Origin of the sequence: Enterobacter cloacae complex sp. 2022EL-00788 (assembly GCF_026627565.1) — a bacterium.
GTDB classification, from domain to species: Bacteria; Pseudomonadota; Gammaproteobacteria; order Enterobacterales; family Enterobacteriaceae; genus Enterobacter; species Enterobacter pasteurii.
The window spans coordinates 25,807-40,913 of sequence record NZ_JAPNMC010000020.1 but is presented as its reverse complement, the minus strand read 5'-3'; the positions used below and the strand labels follow the sequence as shown (position 1 = coordinate 40,913).

Sequence of the window (15,107 nt, the reverse complement as noted above, 5' to 3'; positions counted from 1 at the left end):
CCATAGGGGAGAGGGAACGATCGAGCCCCTCGCCCCTATGGGGAGAGGGGTTGGGGTGAGGGGATATAGATATCAAACCGGTGCCCTTTGGTGGTCACCGCGTTGGTCGTGGCAACGTTCGCCAGCGGCGGCGCGTAGTCAGGCCGTTTCACCACCACCCGCTTCGTTGCAAGCTGGCGTGCAGGCTCCAGCAGGCCGTCCGCATCTAAATCCGGCCCCACCAGCGACTGAAACACACGCATCTCTTTCTTCACCAGCGCGCTTTTCTGCTTGTGCGGGAACATGGGGTCGAGGTAAACCACCTGCGGGCGCGGCGCAATGTCCGTCAGGGCCGTCAGGCTTGACGCGTGGATCAGCTGCAAACGCTCCTGCAACCACGGGCCGATTTCCGGGTCCGCGTAACCTCGCGCCAGCCCGTCGTCGAGCAACGCGGCGACAACCGGATTACGCTCCAGCATCCGCACGCGGCAGCCCACCGAGGCCAGCACAAACGCGTCGCGCCCTAGCCCAGCCGTGGCGTCAACCACGTCCGGCAGATAGCTCCCTTTAATGCCGACCGCTTTGGCCACCGCTTCGCCCCGGCCGCCGCCGAACTTGCGCCGGTGCGCCATCGCTCCGCCGACAAAATCGACAAAAATCCCGCCGAGCTTCGGTTCGTCGCGCTTGCGCAGCTCGAGATGTTCCGGCGTCATCACCAGCGCCATCAGGTTGTCTTCATCGTGCTCCAGCCCCCAGCGGGCCGCCAGAACAGATAAGGCGCCGTCTCCGGCGCCCGTTTCATCTACTAAGCAGATCTTCACGTAGCAATCAGCCTTTGATCCCGTAATGCTCCAGCATCGCATCCAGCTGCGGCTCGCGGCCACGGAAGCGTTTGAACAGCTCCATCGGCTCTTCTGAACCACCGCGGGTCAGAATGTTGTCGAGGAACGACTGCCCGGTTTCGCGATTGAAGATCCCCTCCTCTTCGAAGCGAGAGAAGGCATCTGCCGCCAGCACGTCGGCCCACAGGTAGCTGTAGTAGCCCGCCGCGTAGCCGCCTGCAAAGATATGGCTGAACGCGTGCGGGAAGCGTCCCCAGGTAGGCCCTGGAATAACCGCGACCTGCTTTTTAATCTCGGCCAGGGTCTCGAGGATTTTTGCTCCCTGCTCCGGGCTGAACTCGGCGTGCAGGCGGAAGTCGAACAGGCCGAACTCCAGCTGGCGCAGGATAAACATCGCCGCCTGGTAGTTTTTCGCCGCCAGCATTTTATCCAGCAGCGCTTTCGGCAGCGGTTCGCCGGTCTCGTAGTGGCCGGAGATAAACGCCAGCGCGTCCGGCTCCCAGCACCAGTTTTCCATAAACTGGCTCGGCAGCTCGACCGCATCCCACGGCACGCCGCTGATACCGGCGACGCCTGCGGTTTCGATGCGGGTCAGCATGTGGTGCAGACCGTGACCAAACTCGTGGAACAGGGTGATCACTTCATCGTGGGTGAACAGCGCCGGCTTGCCGCTGACCGGACGGTTGAAGTTACAGGTCAGGTAGGCGACCGGTTTTTGCAGGGTTCCGTCCGCTTTACGCATCTGGCCCACGCAATCGTCCATCCACGCCCCGCCGCGCTTGTTCTCACGCGCGTAGAGATCGAGGTAGAAGCTGCCGCGCAGCTCGTTTTTCTCGTCATACAGCTCGAAGAAGCGCACGTCCGGATGCCAGACGTCGATATCGGTACGCTCTTTGGCGGTGATGCCGTAGATGCGTTTTACCACTTCGAACAGGCCGTTTACGGCTTTGTTTTCCGGGAAGTACGGGCGCAGCTGCTCGTCGCTGATGCTGTAGAGGTGCTGCTTCTGCTTTTCGCTGTAGTACGCGATATCCCACGGCTGAAGTTCATCCACGCCAAACTCCGCTTTGGCGAAGGCGCGCAGCTGGGCCAGCTCTTTCTCACCCTGCGGACGGGCGCGTTTCGCCAGATCGGTGAGGAAGTCGAGCACCTGCTGCGGGTTCTCGGCCATTTTGGTGGCGAGGGATTTATCCGCGTAGCTGTCGAAGCCCAGCAGCTGTGCCAGCTCGTGACGCAGGGCGAGGATTTCCGCCATCACCGGGCTGTTGTCCCATTTGCCCGCGTTCGGCCCCTGATCGGAGGCGCGGGTGCTGTAGGCGCGGTACATCTCTTCACGCAGCGCCTGGTTGTCGCAGTAGGTCATCACCGGCAGGTAGCTCGGGATATCCAGCGTTAACAGGAAGCCCTCCTGCTCTTTCGCTTCGGCCTGGGCTTTTGCCGCCGCCAGCGCGCTTTCCGGCATACCCGCCAGCTCCGCTTCGTCGGTAATCAGCTTCGTCCAGCCCATGGTGGCGTCGAGGACGTTGTTGCTGTACTGGTTGCCAAGCTCGGACAGGCGCGCCGCGATTTCGCCGTAGCGAACCTGCTTCTCTTTTGGCAGGCCAATCCCGGACAGTTCGAAATCACGCAGGGCGTTATCGACCGATTTTTTCTGCGCGGTGTTGAGCCCTGCATAGTGGTCGCCGTCGCGCAGGTCGCGGTAGGCTTTGTACAGCCCTTCGTGCTGGCCGACCCAGGTGCTGTACTCGGAGAGCAGCGGCAGGGTCTGTTCGTAGGCTTCACGCAGCTCCGGGCTGTTTTTCACCGAGTTCAGGTGGCTCACCGGGGAGAAAATGCGCCCCAGCACGTCGTCCACTTCGGCCAGCGGCTGACACAGATTTTCCCAGGTGTACGGCGCGCCCTGCGCGACCACGTTTTCTACCGCCGCGCGGCAGTTTTCCAGCGACTGCGTAACGGCTGGAACCACATGCTCGGGGAGGATTTTAGAAAACGGTGGCAACGAAAAAGGCGTCAGTAATGGATTGGTCATAAACGCTGTCCTGTTGAAATAGGTGAATGTAGCGCGCAGTCCGGCGCTGTGCATATTGTTCAGTAATGGGGTTAAGTGTAGAGGATTTCAATAGCCGCGCTTACCGCGCCTGCGGGTAATCTGAACCGTTCTGCTGTAAACTGTGGCAAATCGTCATTTCAGCGGAATTTCATTACCCATGCTTAGTTATCGCCACAGCTTCCACGCTGGCAACCACGCCGACGTTCTCAAACATACCGTTCAGAGCCTCATTATCGAATCGCTTAAAGAGAAGGATAAACCGTTTCTCTATCTGGACACCCACGCGGGCGCGGGCCGTTATCAGCTGAGCGGCGAGCATGCCGAGCGTACCGGTGAATATCTCGAAGGGATCGCCCGTATCTGGCAGCAGGACGATCTGCCTGCCGAACTGGAGCCGTACATCGGCGTGGTGAATCATTTCAACCGTAACGGCCAGCTGCGCTATTACCCTGGCTCTCCGCTTATTGCCCGCCAGCTGCTGCGCGAGCAGGACAGCCTCCAGCTGACCGAGCTGCACCCGAGCGACTTTCCGCTGCTGCGCTCTGAGTTTCAGAAAGATAACCGCGCCCGCGTGGACAAAGCCGATGGCTACCAGCAGCTGAAAGCCAAACTGCCGCCGGTTTCCCGCCGCGGCCTGGTGCTGATCGACCCGCCGTACGAAATCAAAACCGACTATCAGGCGGTGGTAACCGGCATCAACGAAGGTTACAAACGCTTTGCCACCGGGACGTATGCCCTGTGGTATCCGGTGGTGCTGCGCGCGCAGATCAAGCGCATGATTAAAGACCTTGAAGCCACCGGCATCCGTAAAATCCTGCAAATTGAGCTGGCGGTACGCCCGGACAGCGACCAGCGCGGCATGACCGCTTCCGGCATGATCGTTATCAACCCGCCGTGGAAGCTGGAAGCGCAGATGAACAACGTGCTGCCGTGGCTGCACAAAACGCTGGTGCCTGCCGGAACGGGGCACGCCACGGTCAGCTGGATCGTGCCGGAGTAATCGCAGCCATCGGTGGAAACTATTGATTTCAGGTATACAATCGCGGCAATTCACGATTAAGGACAAAAGCTATGACTAAGCATTATGACTACATCGCAATCGGCGGCGGCAGCGGCGGCATCGCCTCCATCAACCGTGCGGCCATGTACGGCCAGAAGTGTGCGCTGATTGAAGCCAAAGCGCTGGGCGGCACCTGCGTGAACGTGGGTTGTGTACCGAAGAAAGTGATGTGGCATGCCGCGCAAATCCGTGAAGCTATTCATATGTATGGCCCGGACTACGGCTTTGACACCACCATCAATCATTTCGACTGGGACAAGCTGATCGCCAGCCGTACCGCCTACATCGACCGCATTCACACCTCGTACGATAACGTGCTGGGCAAAAATAACGTCGACGTGATCCGCGGCTTCGCCCGCTTCGTGGACGCGAAAACGATCGAAGTGAACGGCGAGACGATCACCGCCGATCACATCCTGATCGCCACCGGCGGCCGTCCGAGCCACCCGAACATTCCGGGCGCGGAATACGGTATCGACTCCGACGGTTTCTTCGAGCTGCCAGCCCTGCCAGAGCGCGTTGCCATCGTGGGCGCAGGCTACATCGCGGTTGAGCTGGCCGGCGTGATTAACGGCCTGGGCGCGGAAGCGCACCTGTTCGTGCGTAAGCACGCGCCGCTGCGCAGCTTCGATCCGCTGATCGTCGAGACCCTGGTTGAGGTAATGAACGCCGAAGGCCCAACCCTGCACACCAACGCCGTGCCAAAAGCGGTAGTGAAAAATGCAGACGGCAGCCTGACGCTTGAGCTGGAGGATGGCCGCAGCCAGACCGTCGACTGCCTGATCTGGGCGATTGGTCGCGAACCGGCAACCGACAACTTCAACCTGGCCGCGACGGGCGTGAAAACCAATGAAAAAGGTTATATCGTCGTCGATAAGTTCCAGAACACCAGCGTACCGGGCATTTACGCCGTTGGCGATAACACCGGTGCGGTAGAACTGACCCCGGTTGCCGTTGCGGCGGGCCGTCGTCTCTCCGAGCGCCTGTTCAACAACAAGCCGGACGAGCATCTGGACTACAGCAATATCCCGACCGTGGTGTTCAGCCATCCGCCAATCGGCACCGTCGGCTTAACCGAGCCGCAGGCCCGCGAGCAGTACGGCGACGACCAGGTGAAAGTGTATAAATCGGCGTTCACGGCGATGTATACCGCCGTCACCTCGCACCGTCAGCCGTGCCGCATGAAGCTGGTTTGCGTCGGGCCTGACGAGAAGATTGTCGGCATCCACGGCATTGGCTTCGGCATGGACGAGATCCTGCAAGGCTTCGCGGTGGCGCTGAAGATGGGCGCAACGAAGAAAGACTTCGATAACACCGTGGCGATCCACCCGACGGCGGCGGAAGAGTTTGTGACCATGCGTTAAGCCTGATGCCCCTCCCCGGAGGGGCATTTTTCATTAACATTCATAAATCGTTGCAAAACGAATGCTCCGAAAATAGTGATCTACCGCACATATCCCCCCACATCTACCGAAGCGAATGTCTACGCTTATAGGACGCCCGGAAAAACCAGTCTTTGAGAACACACAACCGGAGGTCTTTATCACCATGTTCAACCAGAAACTACAGACTGCCGAGGAGATCGAGTTCGAGATTGCAGAGGAGCTGCGCTACGAAACCGATCCTTGCGAGTTAAAACTGGATGAGATGATCGAGGCGGAGCCGGAACCGGAAATGATTGAAGGGCTGCCGGCGTCCGATGCCCTGACGCCCGCAGACCGCTACCTTGAACTGTTTGAACACGTGCAGTCGTCGCGGCTGTTTGCCGACAGCAAAACCTTCCCCGACTGTGCGCCCAAAATGGATCCGCTGGATATTTTGATTCGCTACCGCAAGGTGCGTCGCCATCGCGATTTCGACCTGGCGCGCTTCGTGGAGAATCACTTCTGGCTGCCGGAGGATTACAGCAAAGAGTATATTTCTGACCCCGGTCTGTCCCTGAAGGAACACATTGATAATCTGTGGCCGGTGCTGACGCGCGAGCCGCAGGACCATATTCCCTGGTCGTCGCTGCTGGCGCTGCCGCAGGCCTATATCGTCCCCGGCGGGCGATTCAGCGAGACTTACTACTGGGATTCCTACTTCTCCATGCTGGGGCTGGCGGAAAGCGGCCGCAACGATCTGCTGAAGTGCATGGCCGATAACTTCGCCTGGCTTATCGAGCGCTACGGCCATATCCCGAACGGTAACCGTACCTACTACCTCAGCCGCTCTCAGCCGCCGGTCTTTGCCCTGATGGTAGAGCTGTTTGAAGAGGACGGCGTGCGCGGCGCGAAGCGCTACCTTGAGCATCTTAAGATGGAGTACGCCTTCTGGATGGACGGGGCGGAATCGCTGCTGCTTAACCAGGCCTACCGCAGCGCGGTGCGCATGCCGGACGGTTCCCTGCTCAACCGCTACTGGGACGACCGCGATACCCCGCGCGACGAGTCCTGGATTGAGGACGTTGAAACCGCCCGCCACTCCGGCCGTCCGCCGAATGAGGTGTACCGCGACCTGCGCGCCGGGGCAGCCTCCGGGTGGGACTACTCGTCCCGCTGGCTGCGCGATCCGGCGCGGCTGGCCAGCATCCGCACAACGCAGTTTATCCCCATCGATTTGAACGCCTTCCTGTTCAAGCTGGAGAGCGCTATCGCCAACATTTCGGCGTCGAAGGGGGATAAAGAGACCGCCGATCTGTTCCGCCAGAAGGCCAGCGATCGCCGCGCGGCGGTGAACCGCTACCTGTGGGATGACGAGAACGGCTGTTATCGCGATTATGACTGGCGACGCGAAGCCCAGGCGCTGTTCTCCGCGGCCAGCATCGTGCCGCTGTACGTGGGCATGGCGACGCACGAGCAGGCGGAGCGGCTGTCCGACGCCGTGAAAACACGCCTGCTTACGCCGGGCGGCATTCTCGCCACCGAATATGAAACCGGCGAGCAGTGGGATAAGCCTAACGGCTGGGCGCCGCTGCAGTGGATGGCGATTCAGGGGTTCAAGCAGTACGGCAACGACTCGCTGGGTGATGAGATCGCCTGGAGCTGGCTGCATACGGTGAACCATTACTATAAAACCCATCACAAGCTGATCGAGAAGTACCACATCGCCAGCAGCACGCCGCGCGAGGGCGGCGGGGGTGAGTATCCGTTACAGGATGGCTTCGGCTGGACGAATGGCGTGGTGCGCAGGCTGATTGGGCTGTATGGAGAGCCTTGACCTTATCCCCTCACCCTAACCCTTTCCCACTGAGGGGAGAGGGCCGGGGTGAGGGGGAGAAATCATCAGCGAATCACCTCATAAATGGCGGTCTGGATGGACTGCCATTTTTTCGTGCCCGCATCCGGCTGCGTCTTCGCGCGGCGCGCGGCCATCTCTGCGTCATGCTGCTGGCGCTTCACCACCGCGGGTACGGTACAGAACGCTTTCAGGTACTGCTTGCGCATAGACGTCAGTGATTCACCGTTCGCCATCGCGTGGCTAAGCGTATTGATAAAGCGACGGCAGGGCTTTTGCTCTGTCATTTGCAGGTGGTAGCGCAGCATCAGCTCCAGCACGTCGTCATAGCCTGCCGACAGCGCCTCTTCGGTCCATGAAACTTTCCAGTCCATCCCGCCCTGCAGGAACAGAAGCGCCACGCGGGTATCATTGCGGCTGATGGCTGAGCGGAAGTTGTTTTCATCCCAGGTTACGCCCATACGCGTCAGCGTTTCGCGCGAGGAAGGGGTTTCCCGCATCTCCTGCACCGGCGCGGGAGGTGCCGTGCTGGCAACGGCCGGCTGTGGATTACTGCCGGTCACCAGCCAGACTCCCCCCACGATAATCGCGATAGCCATCACCCCCACGGCGCCCCACAGCGCGCCGGAAATCAGCTGTTCGCGCTGCTCAGGCGTGCGCGGGGCGCGCTGGGTCGGTTTTTCGATGCTGTCGCGCACTTCAAAGAGATCGCCGCCGGTGGTGCGGTCCATCTTCTGCGCCTTTTCCCAGAACGCGTGCAGCTCATCGTCATCCACCGCCATCAGCGCCGCCGGGTTAACGCGCGTCCGCCCTTCCTCAAACGCGCGCTGAACGGGGCGAGCAATCTGCGCGTAATAGCTGTCGAGCAGCTGAATTTGCGCCCTGCTCAACGGCTGCTGAACGGTAATGCTGTTGCGGATTTGACGAATATCTTCGAGGAAGGTTTGCAGGGTTTTGCGCGGCTCCACCAGCAGCGTCAACATGTCAGGCGCGTTAAACAGCGACGAGTAGTAGCGGCTGAACTCCTTTTTATCCACCAGCATCTGGGCCAGCTCGCTGAACAGCATCCCGCTCAGAACGTCGTTAATCTCGCCGTTTTTCAGCCAGCGACGCACGCGATCGGCGTTAAACAGGGTCTTAAGATGATTATTTAGCCGCACCGGATCGGGCCAAGCCTGCTGAATCAGCCCTTTGATCGTCAGCTCAATGGCCCGCACCTGTTTCTGCGCCTGGCGCTGGCTCTCGCTCTCCGGCACCGTTCCGGTATCGTACGTCAGGAGGGGCTGTTGCAGACGAAGATATTCGAGCGCCGTCACGAAGCGCATCGCCGCAATCAGCTGGTTTTCGCTAACGTCCTGCCCGCTTTCATACTGGGGTACGCGCTGCTGAAGCAAGCGCAGCTGGAGCGTAAAGGCCGTCATTTCCGCATCATTAAGGTTCAGCTTTCTGGCAACGGCTCCCCAGCCGCCCAGCCCCAGACGGGCGCTGTCCAGCTGTTCCAGAAACCAGCGTGGATCTTTTCCTTCGGAAACCTGTACATTCAGCAGAAGTAAGATTTCAACAGATGCCTGACGGATCGCCGCCAGACAGTGTTCAAACTGCTCGCGGGTATGATGCGATGAGCTAACCATCATTGTTTTCCTTGAGAGACAACGAATACTGCTAAAGTGGCGCTAAAGGCCGTTTTTCTTTTTATTTATACGAGGTTAAACATACCTGACTTTCTGTTGAAATAAAGTGACAACCCTTTAATCATGTGAAATCTCTCAGGAGAATCTCAATGCCTGTTTTTACCACCGCGCGCCTCACCTGCTCGCCCCTGCAAGAGCAGGACTGGCCCTTTTTTCTGGCGCTTCAGCAAAATGCCGAGGTAATGCGTTTTGTCGCGGAGGATCGCAGCGAGGAAGACGTTCGGGAAGCCTTTGAGGCGCGCCTGACGCCCTGGACGCCGGGCTGCTTACGCTGGCTGTGCCTTGTCGTGCGCGATACGGCCAGCCAGACGCCGCTGGGCGTTACCGGCTACGTTCACCGGGAAGCGGATTGTGCCGAAGTCGGCTTTCTCTTTGCGCCCGCGGCCCAGGGAAAAGGTTACGGCTATGAATCTCTTAAGGCTCTGTGCGATTTCGCGTTTACGTCGGGCAAAATTCGTCGCCTCACCGCGACCGTGACGGCGGGAAATATCGCCTCAAGGCGGCTGCTGGAAAAAACGGGTTTTCTGCTGGAAGGCGAACTTCGCGAGAGTTATTTCCTTTCGGGGCAATGGCATAACGACTGGCTATTCGGTTTGTTAAAAAAGGAATATCCGTTAAATAAAGCCTGATCAACGGCCATTTGGCGGATATATCCCGGTCTGCTTTTCCTCTATAGTCGCGCCATTAAGAGGAAACGCGTATGACAGGTTATGCACTGCAAATATCTTCTGCGGCAATCGCATTAATAAAGAAACAGCAGGGTCTTTCCCTGGAAAAATATCGTGATGAAAACGGGATGTGGGTTATTGGCTACGGTCACGTGATACGCCAGTGGGAAAAGTTTAACGGCCCCATCACTCCGGCAGAGGCGGAGTACTTGCTTCTCGACGATATCCAGCTTTGTGAAACGCTGCTGCGGGAAACGATTGGACGCCCTTTACCCCAACAGCAGCATGATGCTCTGGTATTAACGCTCTTCAGCTTCGGGAATGAGTCCCTGGTGCCAGAGACGATCCTTCAGGCCGTCGCCCGGGTGTAGTACATCGCGGCCTGGGTCCGGTTCTTGACATCAAGGCGGCGGAAAAGCGTTTCCAGATGCGCTTTTACCGTTGCCGCGCTGATGTTGAGGTTACGGCCAATCTCCTTATTTGACTCCCCGGCAGCCAGCAGCTTCAGCACCTCACGCTGGCGCTCGCTTAACGACGCCAGCTCATCCTGCGATGGCTGCTGCTCAAGCCACTCGCCGGGAAAGCAAACCATTCCCCGCGATACGGAATCCAGCACCGCGGAAAAGCGTTCAGGATTCGCATGGCGGGGAACGATCGCCACCACGTTGCGCTGAAGCATCTGCTCAACCCAGCGCGGCTCTTTTTTCGCTAATACCAGCACGATGCGCGCCGCTGGAAAGCGATCCACGATCGCTTCCAGTAAAGTCACGCCAGTATCGCGAATTAAATATCCGTCAATCATCACGATAGCGGAGGGGGACGCCGATAAAAGCGTCCATAATTCATCAGCCTGACGGGTCCCTGTCATATCTATTTCCGGAATTAATTTTTGCAGACTGCACATCGCTCCATGAATAAATATTGACTGCCTGTCAAACATGATTACTCGCATCGTTTTACTCCCTCTGAGAATAGCGAAGGGGGATTCTACAGAGGCGTTATTTAAGAAAAAACTCAATGAATGGAGCGGTTACAAAACCCCCGGCTATCTTTATATCTTCCAGCATTTAGACACACCCGGATTAAGGATTTCCTTAAAAGGGTTCCCTCCCCCTTAAGAGTGAACGTTACAGGAACATACCGCCTGAAACTTCAATACGCTGCGCATTCATCCAGCCCAGCTTATCGCTGAGCAGGGCCGCGATGGCGTCACCAATATCATCGGGCAGGCCCACGCGCCCCAGCGCGGTTTGCGAGGCCAGCAGCTGGTTAAGCCCGGCGTCATCCCGCACGCGGCCGCCGCCGAAGTCGGTTTCAATGGCGCCCGGCGCGATAATATTGACCGAAATGCCACGCGCTCCCAGCTCCTTCGCCTGATAGCGGGTCAGTACCTCCATCGCCCCCTTCATTGCCGCATAGGTGCCTGAGCCCGGCTGAGTGAAGCGGGCCAGCCCGCTGGAGACGTTCAGGATCCGCCCGCCGTCTTTTATTAACGGCAGCAGCCGCTGGGTCAGGAAAAACGGCCCTTTGAAATGGACGTTCACTGCGTTATCAAACTGCGCTTCCGTCGTCTCGGTATAGGGGGCGTATAAGCCCGTGCCTGCGTTGTTCACTAAATAGTCGAAGGTGTCGCGTTGCCACACGCGCTTAAGGGTGTCCTGAACCTGTTGAGCAAAACGCTCAAAGCCTGCCGTATCGCCGACGTTAAGCTGTAATGCAGCCGCCTTAACGCCTTTTCGCTCGATTTCCTGCACAACGTCCTGCGCCTCCTGCTGGCTGTTGTTCCACGTCAGGATGATGCCGGTCCCTTCCGCGGCCAGCTTCAAAACGGCATTTTTACCCAATCCGCGGCTGCCGCCCGTCACTAATGCAATGCGTTCAGTCATGATTCACCTCGTTTCGGTTGTGATGGAGATTGAGAATGAGCTTATTAGATGGTAGAAAATCAATAAATACTGCCGCTAACGCTTCACTGTTTCATTCATAACAACAATGACTAACATCTATGGATAAAATTCACGCAATGCAGCTTTTCCTCCGCGTCGCGGAACTGGAGAGTTTTTCCCGCGCGGCGGAAACGTTAAGCCTGCCGAAAGGGAGCGTATCGCGGCAGATCCAGGCGCTGGAGAACGCGCTCGGCACCCGGCTTTTGCACCGCACCACCCGCCGCGTCAGCCTGACGCAGGACGGCATGGTCTATTACGAACGGGCTAAAGATCTGCTGATGAACCTGGACGAACTGGACGGCATGTTCCTGCACGATCCCTCCACCATCAGCGGGCGGCTGCGTGTGGATATGCCCGTTGCCATTGCGCGAAATGTAGTCATCCCTAAGCTGCCTACATTTTTACAGCAGTACCCCGGTATTGAGCTGGAGCTGAGCAGCAGCGATCGTCTGGTGGACGTCATCCGCGAAGGGTTTGACTGCGTGGTTCGCGTGGGCACGTTGAAGGATTCCGGGCTTATCGCCCGACCGCTCGGTAAGCTCTCCGCGATCAACTGCGCCAGCCCGGATTATCTGACGCGTTTTGGCTATCCGGAAACGCTGGAAGATTTAGCCTCACATGCCATCATTCACTACTCCACTACGCTGGGCACGCGCCCGCAGGGGTTTGAGTATTACAGCGGCAGCGAGACCCGGTGGGTGAAAACGGGAGGCGTACTGACGGTCAACAGTACGGAGACCTACCAGGCCGCCTGTATCGCAGGGCTGGGCATTATTCAGGTGCCGCGCGTCGGGGTACGTGATGCGCTGCGCACGAAAAAACTCGTTGAGATCCTGCCGCAATATCGGGCTGAACCGATGCCCGTCTCCCTCATTTATCCCCACCGCCGTAACCTCTCCCGACGGGTGCATGTGTTTATGGAGTGGCTTACCGAACTCACAAAAGCTTACGTAGACTAGACGCAAGCTATAATTCAGTAACATCCAGCTCAACGAAAAGGAAAATGCGCGTGACGCCGGAAAATAACCCGCAACGACCGACTCAACATTTAGATTATGAACCCATCCAAAAGATGGATAACGAGCCTGAAGCGCCGAAAGAGCCCGGAAAGGCCAGCAAAGCGCTGGGCACCGTGACCGGCATAGCTGAAAAAATTCAGCAGATACCTGCTATTGCGCACCTGATACGCGCCGCGGAGCGCTTCAACGACCGCATGGGAAATCAGTTCGGTGCGGCGATCACCTACTTCTCTTTCCTGTCGATGATCCCCATCCTGATGGTGTCGTTTGCCGCCGCCGGTTTTGTGCTGGCCTCTCACCCGACGCTGCTGCAGGACATCTTCAATAAGATCCTGGCCAACGTCAGCGACCAGACGCTCGCCACGACGCTCAAAAGCACCATCAACACCGCCGTTCAGCAGCGTACCACCGTGGGTATCGTCGGTTTGCTGATTGCCCTCTACTCCGGGGTTAACTGGATGGGCAACCTGCGTGAGGCCATTCGCGCCCAGTCGCGTGACGTCTGGGAGCGGACGCCGCAGGATCAGGAGAAGATATGGGTGAAGTATTTGCGCGACTTTATCTCGCTGATTGGTCTGCTGGTGGCGCTGGTCATTACGCTCTCCATCACCTCGGTCGCCGGCTCCGCGCAGCAGATGATTATCTCCGCGCTCTATCTGGACTACATTGAGTGGCTGAAGCCGGCCTGGCGCGGCATTGGGCTGGCCATCTCCATCTTTGCTAACTATCTGCTGTTCTTCTGGATCTTCTGGCGTTTGCCGCGCCATCGTCCGCGCAAAAAGGCGCTGATCCGCGGGACGCTGATTGCCGCCATCGGCTTTGAGGCGATCAAAATCGTGATGACCTATACGCTACCGTCGCTGGTGAAGTCCCCCTCCGGTGCGGCTTTTGGTTCGGTGCTGGGGCTGATGGCCTTCTTCTATTTCTTCGCCCGCCTGACGCTGTTCTGCGCCGCGTGGATCGCCACGGCCGAGTATAAAGATGACCCGCGCATGCCGGGAAAAACCCATCACTGATCTGCTTCCGGGCTGATATTTCAGCCCGATTCATCATTTCAGCATATAAATCCAGACCGTAACTTTTATTTAACTCAAAACCAGTTTTAATGACTGATATTTAAAAAGTGTGAAGCATTTCATGGAAGTGTTTTGGCTGGTCTGAAAATTATCCGCTTTTTGTTGCTTTTATAACCATCTCGCGCCTTTGTTACAGATTGAAATGTCGCTTTTGCTGTGCCTAATATGGCCCTTCGTTCGTCCAAAAATAAGAAAATATTATGCAAGCAACAGCCACCACACTTAACGAAGGGGCGGAACACGTTCCGGTCAACTCGCGCAATAAAGTCGTCGTCGCATCGCTGATTGGCACCGCCATTGAGTTCTTCGACTTTTACATTTATGCCACCGCTGCGGTTATTGTCTTTCCGCATATTTTCTTTCCACAGGGCGACCCGACGGCCGCTACGCTACAGTCTTTAGCCACCTTTGCTATCGCCTTCGTTGCGCGTCCGATTGGTTCAGCGGTCTTTGGCCACTTTGGGGATCGCGTCGGGCGTAAGGTGACGCTGGTTGCCTCGCTGCTGACCATGGGGATCTCCACGGTCGCCATCGGCCTGCTGCCGACCTATGAAACCATCGGCATTCTGGCGCCGGTGCTGCTGGCGCTGGCGCGCTTTGGTCAGGGACTTGGCCTGGGCGGTGAATGGGGCGGCGCGGCGCTGCTGGCCACCGAGAACGCCCCGGCGCGCAAGCGTGCCCTGTACGGCTCATTCCCACAGCTGGGCGCACCGATTGGCTTCTTCTTCGCTAACGGCACGTTCCTGCTGCTCTCCTGGCTACTGACGGATGAACAGTTCATGAGCTGGGGCTGGCGTATTCCGTTTGTCTTCTCTGCTGTCCTTGTTCTGATTGGCCTGTACGTGCGCGTATCGCTGCACGAGACGCCGGTTTTTGCAAAAGTTGCCGCGGCGAAAAAGCAGGTCAAGGTCCCGCTGGGTACGCTGCTGACCAAACACGTCCGCGTGACCGTTCTGGGCACGTTTATCATGCTCGCGACCTACACGCTGTTCTACATTATGACCGTTTACTCAATGACCTACAGTACCGCCGCGGCGCCGGTTGGGCTGGGCCTGCCGCGTAACGAGGTGCTGTGGATGCTGATGATGGCGGTCATCGGGTTTGGCGTGATGGTGCCCATCGCGGGCCTGCTGGCGGATAAGTTTGGCCGTCGTTCGAGCATGATCGTCATCACCACGCTGATTATCCTGTTCGCGCTGTTTGTCTTCCCGCCGCTGCTGGGTTCAGGTAGCCCTGCGCTGGTGATGGCATATCTGCTGATTGGCCTGAGCCTGATGGGGCTGACCTTCGGCCCGATGGGTGCGCTGCTCCCGGAGCTGTTCCCGACCGAAGTGCGTTATACCGGCGCGTCGTTCTCGTATAACGTTTCGTCAATACTGGGCGCCTCTGTGGCACCGTATATCGCCACCTGGCTCCAGGCGAACTATGGCCTGTTCTATGTGGGCGTCTATCTGGCAGCCATGGCAGCGCTGACGCTGATTGCGCTGCTGCTGACGCACGAAACGAAGCATCAGGCGCTGTAATTCACTGCGGCCTGATGCCCTCACCCCGGCCCTCTCC

13 protein-coding genes are annotated in these 15,107 nt (G+C 58.1%); 8 read left to right on the top strand and 5 right to left on the bottom strand.

Features of this window, described 5'->3' with window-relative positions:
• Positions 1–35: 35 nt before the first annotated feature.
• Positions 36–800, bottom strand: a complete 765-nt coding sequence (gene rsmJ / locus OWK27_RS22290; protein ID WP_252004986.1) for a 16S rRNA (guanine(1516)-N(2))-methyltransferase RsmJ — start codon at positions 798–800, stop codon at positions 36–38.
• 7 nt (positions 801–807) lie between these two features.
• Entirely contained in the window at positions 808–2,850 is a 2,043-nt protein-coding gene (gene prlC, locus OWK27_RS22285) for an oligopeptidase A (protein ID WP_267591244.1), read from the bottom strand.
• 178 nt (positions 2,851–3,028) lie between these two features.
• Here prlC and OWK27_RS22280 point away from each other — a divergent pair, with 178 nt between their 5' ends.
• The 3 genes from OWK27_RS22280 (at position 3,029) to OWK27_RS22270 (ending at position 7,129) form a co-directional block, all read left to right on the top strand.
• Positions 3,029–3,871 carry a 23S rRNA (adenine(2030)-N(6))-methyltransferase RlmJ gene (locus OWK27_RS22280; protein WP_006808562.1) on the top strand — a complete coding sequence of 281 codons (843 nt, stop codon included), beginning with the start codon at positions 3,029–3,031 and terminating at the stop codon, positions 3,869–3,871.
• Positions 3,872–3,942: 71 nt separating this feature from the next.
• Positions 3,943–5,295 carry a glutathione-disulfide reductase gene (gorA, locus tag OWK27_RS22275; RefSeq protein ID WP_148420509.1) on the top strand — a complete coding sequence of 451 codons (1,353 nt, stop codon included), beginning with the start codon at positions 3,943–3,945 and terminating at the stop codon, positions 5,293–5,295.
• Positions 5,296–5,479: 184 nt separating this feature from the next.
• A complete protein-coding gene (locus OWK27_RS22270; protein ID WP_267591258.1) occupies positions 5,480–7,129 on the top strand; it encodes an alpha,alpha-trehalase in 1,650 nt (549 codons plus the stop codon).
• A 65-nt stretch (positions 7,130–7,194) separates the two neighbouring features.
• Here OWK27_RS22270 and OWK27_RS22265 read toward each other — a convergent pair whose 3' ends face one another.
• Positions 7,195–8,781, bottom strand: a complete 1,587-nt coding sequence (locus tag OWK27_RS22265; protein WP_267591243.1) for an STY4199 family HEPN domain-containing protein — start codon at positions 8,779–8,781, stop codon at positions 7,195–7,197.
• Between the two features lie 146 nt (positions 8,782–8,927).
• Here OWK27_RS22265 and OWK27_RS22260 point away from each other — a divergent pair, with 146 nt between their 5' ends.
• Complete coding sequence (locus tag OWK27_RS22260) at positions 8,928–9,467, top strand: GNAT family N-acetyltransferase (RefSeq protein WP_242174067.1); 540 nt, start codon at positions 8,928–8,930, stop codon at positions 9,465–9,467.
• Between the two features lie 71 nt (positions 9,468–9,538).
• Positions 9,539–9,877: a lysozyme gene (locus OWK27_RS22255; protein ID WP_193354553.1), complete on the top strand. Its 339-nt coding sequence runs from the start codon at positions 9,539–9,541 to the stop codon at positions 9,875–9,877.
• On the opposite strand, the gene OWK27_RS22250 is transcribed toward OWK27_RS22255, so the two are convergent.
• Positions 9,856–10,458: a response regulator transcription factor gene (locus OWK27_RS22250; protein WP_148420505.1), complete on the bottom strand. Its 603-nt coding sequence runs from the start codon at positions 10,456–10,458 to the stop codon at positions 9,856–9,858. The genes OWK27_RS22255 and OWK27_RS22250 overlap by 22 nt on opposite strands.
• A 175-nt stretch (positions 10,459–10,633) precedes the next feature.
• The gene (locus tag OWK27_RS22245) at positions 10,634–11,392 is read right to left on the bottom strand and encodes an SDR family NAD(P)-dependent oxidoreductase (protein ID WP_267591242.1); all 759 of its coding nucleotides are present in this window, start codon (positions 11,390–11,392) and stop codon (positions 10,634–10,636) included.
• A gap of 119 nt (positions 11,393–11,511) precedes the next feature.
• On the opposite strand from OWK27_RS22245, the gene OWK27_RS22240 reads away from it, so the two are divergent.
• The 3 genes from OWK27_RS22240 to OWK27_RS22230 all read left to right on the top strand — a co-directional run bounded on the left by OWK27_RS22240 (position 11,512) and on the right by OWK27_RS22230 (position 15,070).
• Positions 11,512–12,411 (top strand): LysR family transcriptional regulator, encoded by a 900-nt coding sequence (locus tag OWK27_RS22240; RefSeq protein ID WP_267591241.1) that lies wholly within the window; start codon positions 11,512–11,514, stop codon positions 12,409–12,411.
• A gap of 50 nt (positions 12,412–12,461) precedes the next feature.
• Positions 12,462–13,487 (top strand): inner membrane protein YhjD, encoded by a 1,026-nt coding sequence (gene yhjD, locus OWK27_RS22235; RefSeq protein WP_267591240.1) that lies wholly within the window; start codon positions 12,462–12,464, stop codon positions 13,485–13,487.
• A 260-nt stretch (positions 13,488–13,747) separates the two neighbouring features.
• Positions 13,748–15,070, top strand: coding sequence for an MFS transporter (locus tag OWK27_RS22230; protein ID WP_148420501.1), 1,323 nt, complete (start codon positions 13,748–13,750; stop codon positions 15,068–15,070).
• The last annotated feature ends 37 nt before the right edge of the window (positions 15,071–15,107 follow it).

Excerpts from the sequence above, each read along its gene's own strand:
- OWK27_RS22280 (WP_006808562.1), top strand. The coding sequence starts at position 3,029 with ATGCTTAGTTATCGCCACAGCTTCCACGCTGGCAACCACGCCGACGTT.
- OWK27_RS22245 (WP_267591242.1), bottom strand. The coding sequence starts at position 11,392 with ATGACTGAACGCATTGCATTAGTGACGGGCGGCAGCCGCGGATTGGGT.
- prlC (WP_267591244.1), bottom strand. The coding sequence starts at position 2,850 with ATGACCAATCCATTACTGACGCCTTTTTCGTTGCCACCGTTTTCTAAA.
- gorA (WP_148420509.1), top strand. The coding sequence starts at position 3,943 with ATGACTAAGCATTATGACTACATCGCAATCGGCGGCGGCAGCGGCGGC.
- OWK27_RS22270 (WP_267591258.1), top strand. The coding sequence starts at position 5,480 with ATGTTCAACCAGAAACTACAGACTGCCGAGGAGATCGAGTTCGAGATT.
- OWK27_RS22255 (WP_193354553.1), top strand. The coding sequence starts at position 9,539 with ATGACAGGTTATGCACTGCAAATATCTTCTGCGGCAATCGCATTAATA.
- OWK27_RS22240 (WP_267591241.1), top strand. The coding sequence starts at position 11,512 with ATGGATAAAATTCACGCAATGCAGCTTTTCCTCCGCGTCGCGGAACTG.
- OWK27_RS22250 (WP_148420505.1), bottom strand. The coding sequence starts at position 10,458 with ATGCGAGTAATCATGTTTGACAGGCAGTCAATATTTATTCATGGAGCG.
- OWK27_RS22230 (WP_148420501.1), top strand. The coding sequence starts at position 13,748 with ATGCAAGCAACAGCCACCACACTTAACGAAGGGGCGGAACACGTTCCG.
- OWK27_RS22265 (WP_267591243.1), bottom strand. The coding sequence starts at position 8,781 with ATGATGGTTAGCTCATCGCATCATACCCGCGAGCAGTTTGAACACTGT.
- OWK27_RS22260 (WP_242174067.1), top strand. The coding sequence starts at position 8,928 with ATGCCTGTTTTTACCACCGCGCGCCTCACCTGCTCGCCCCTGCAAGAG.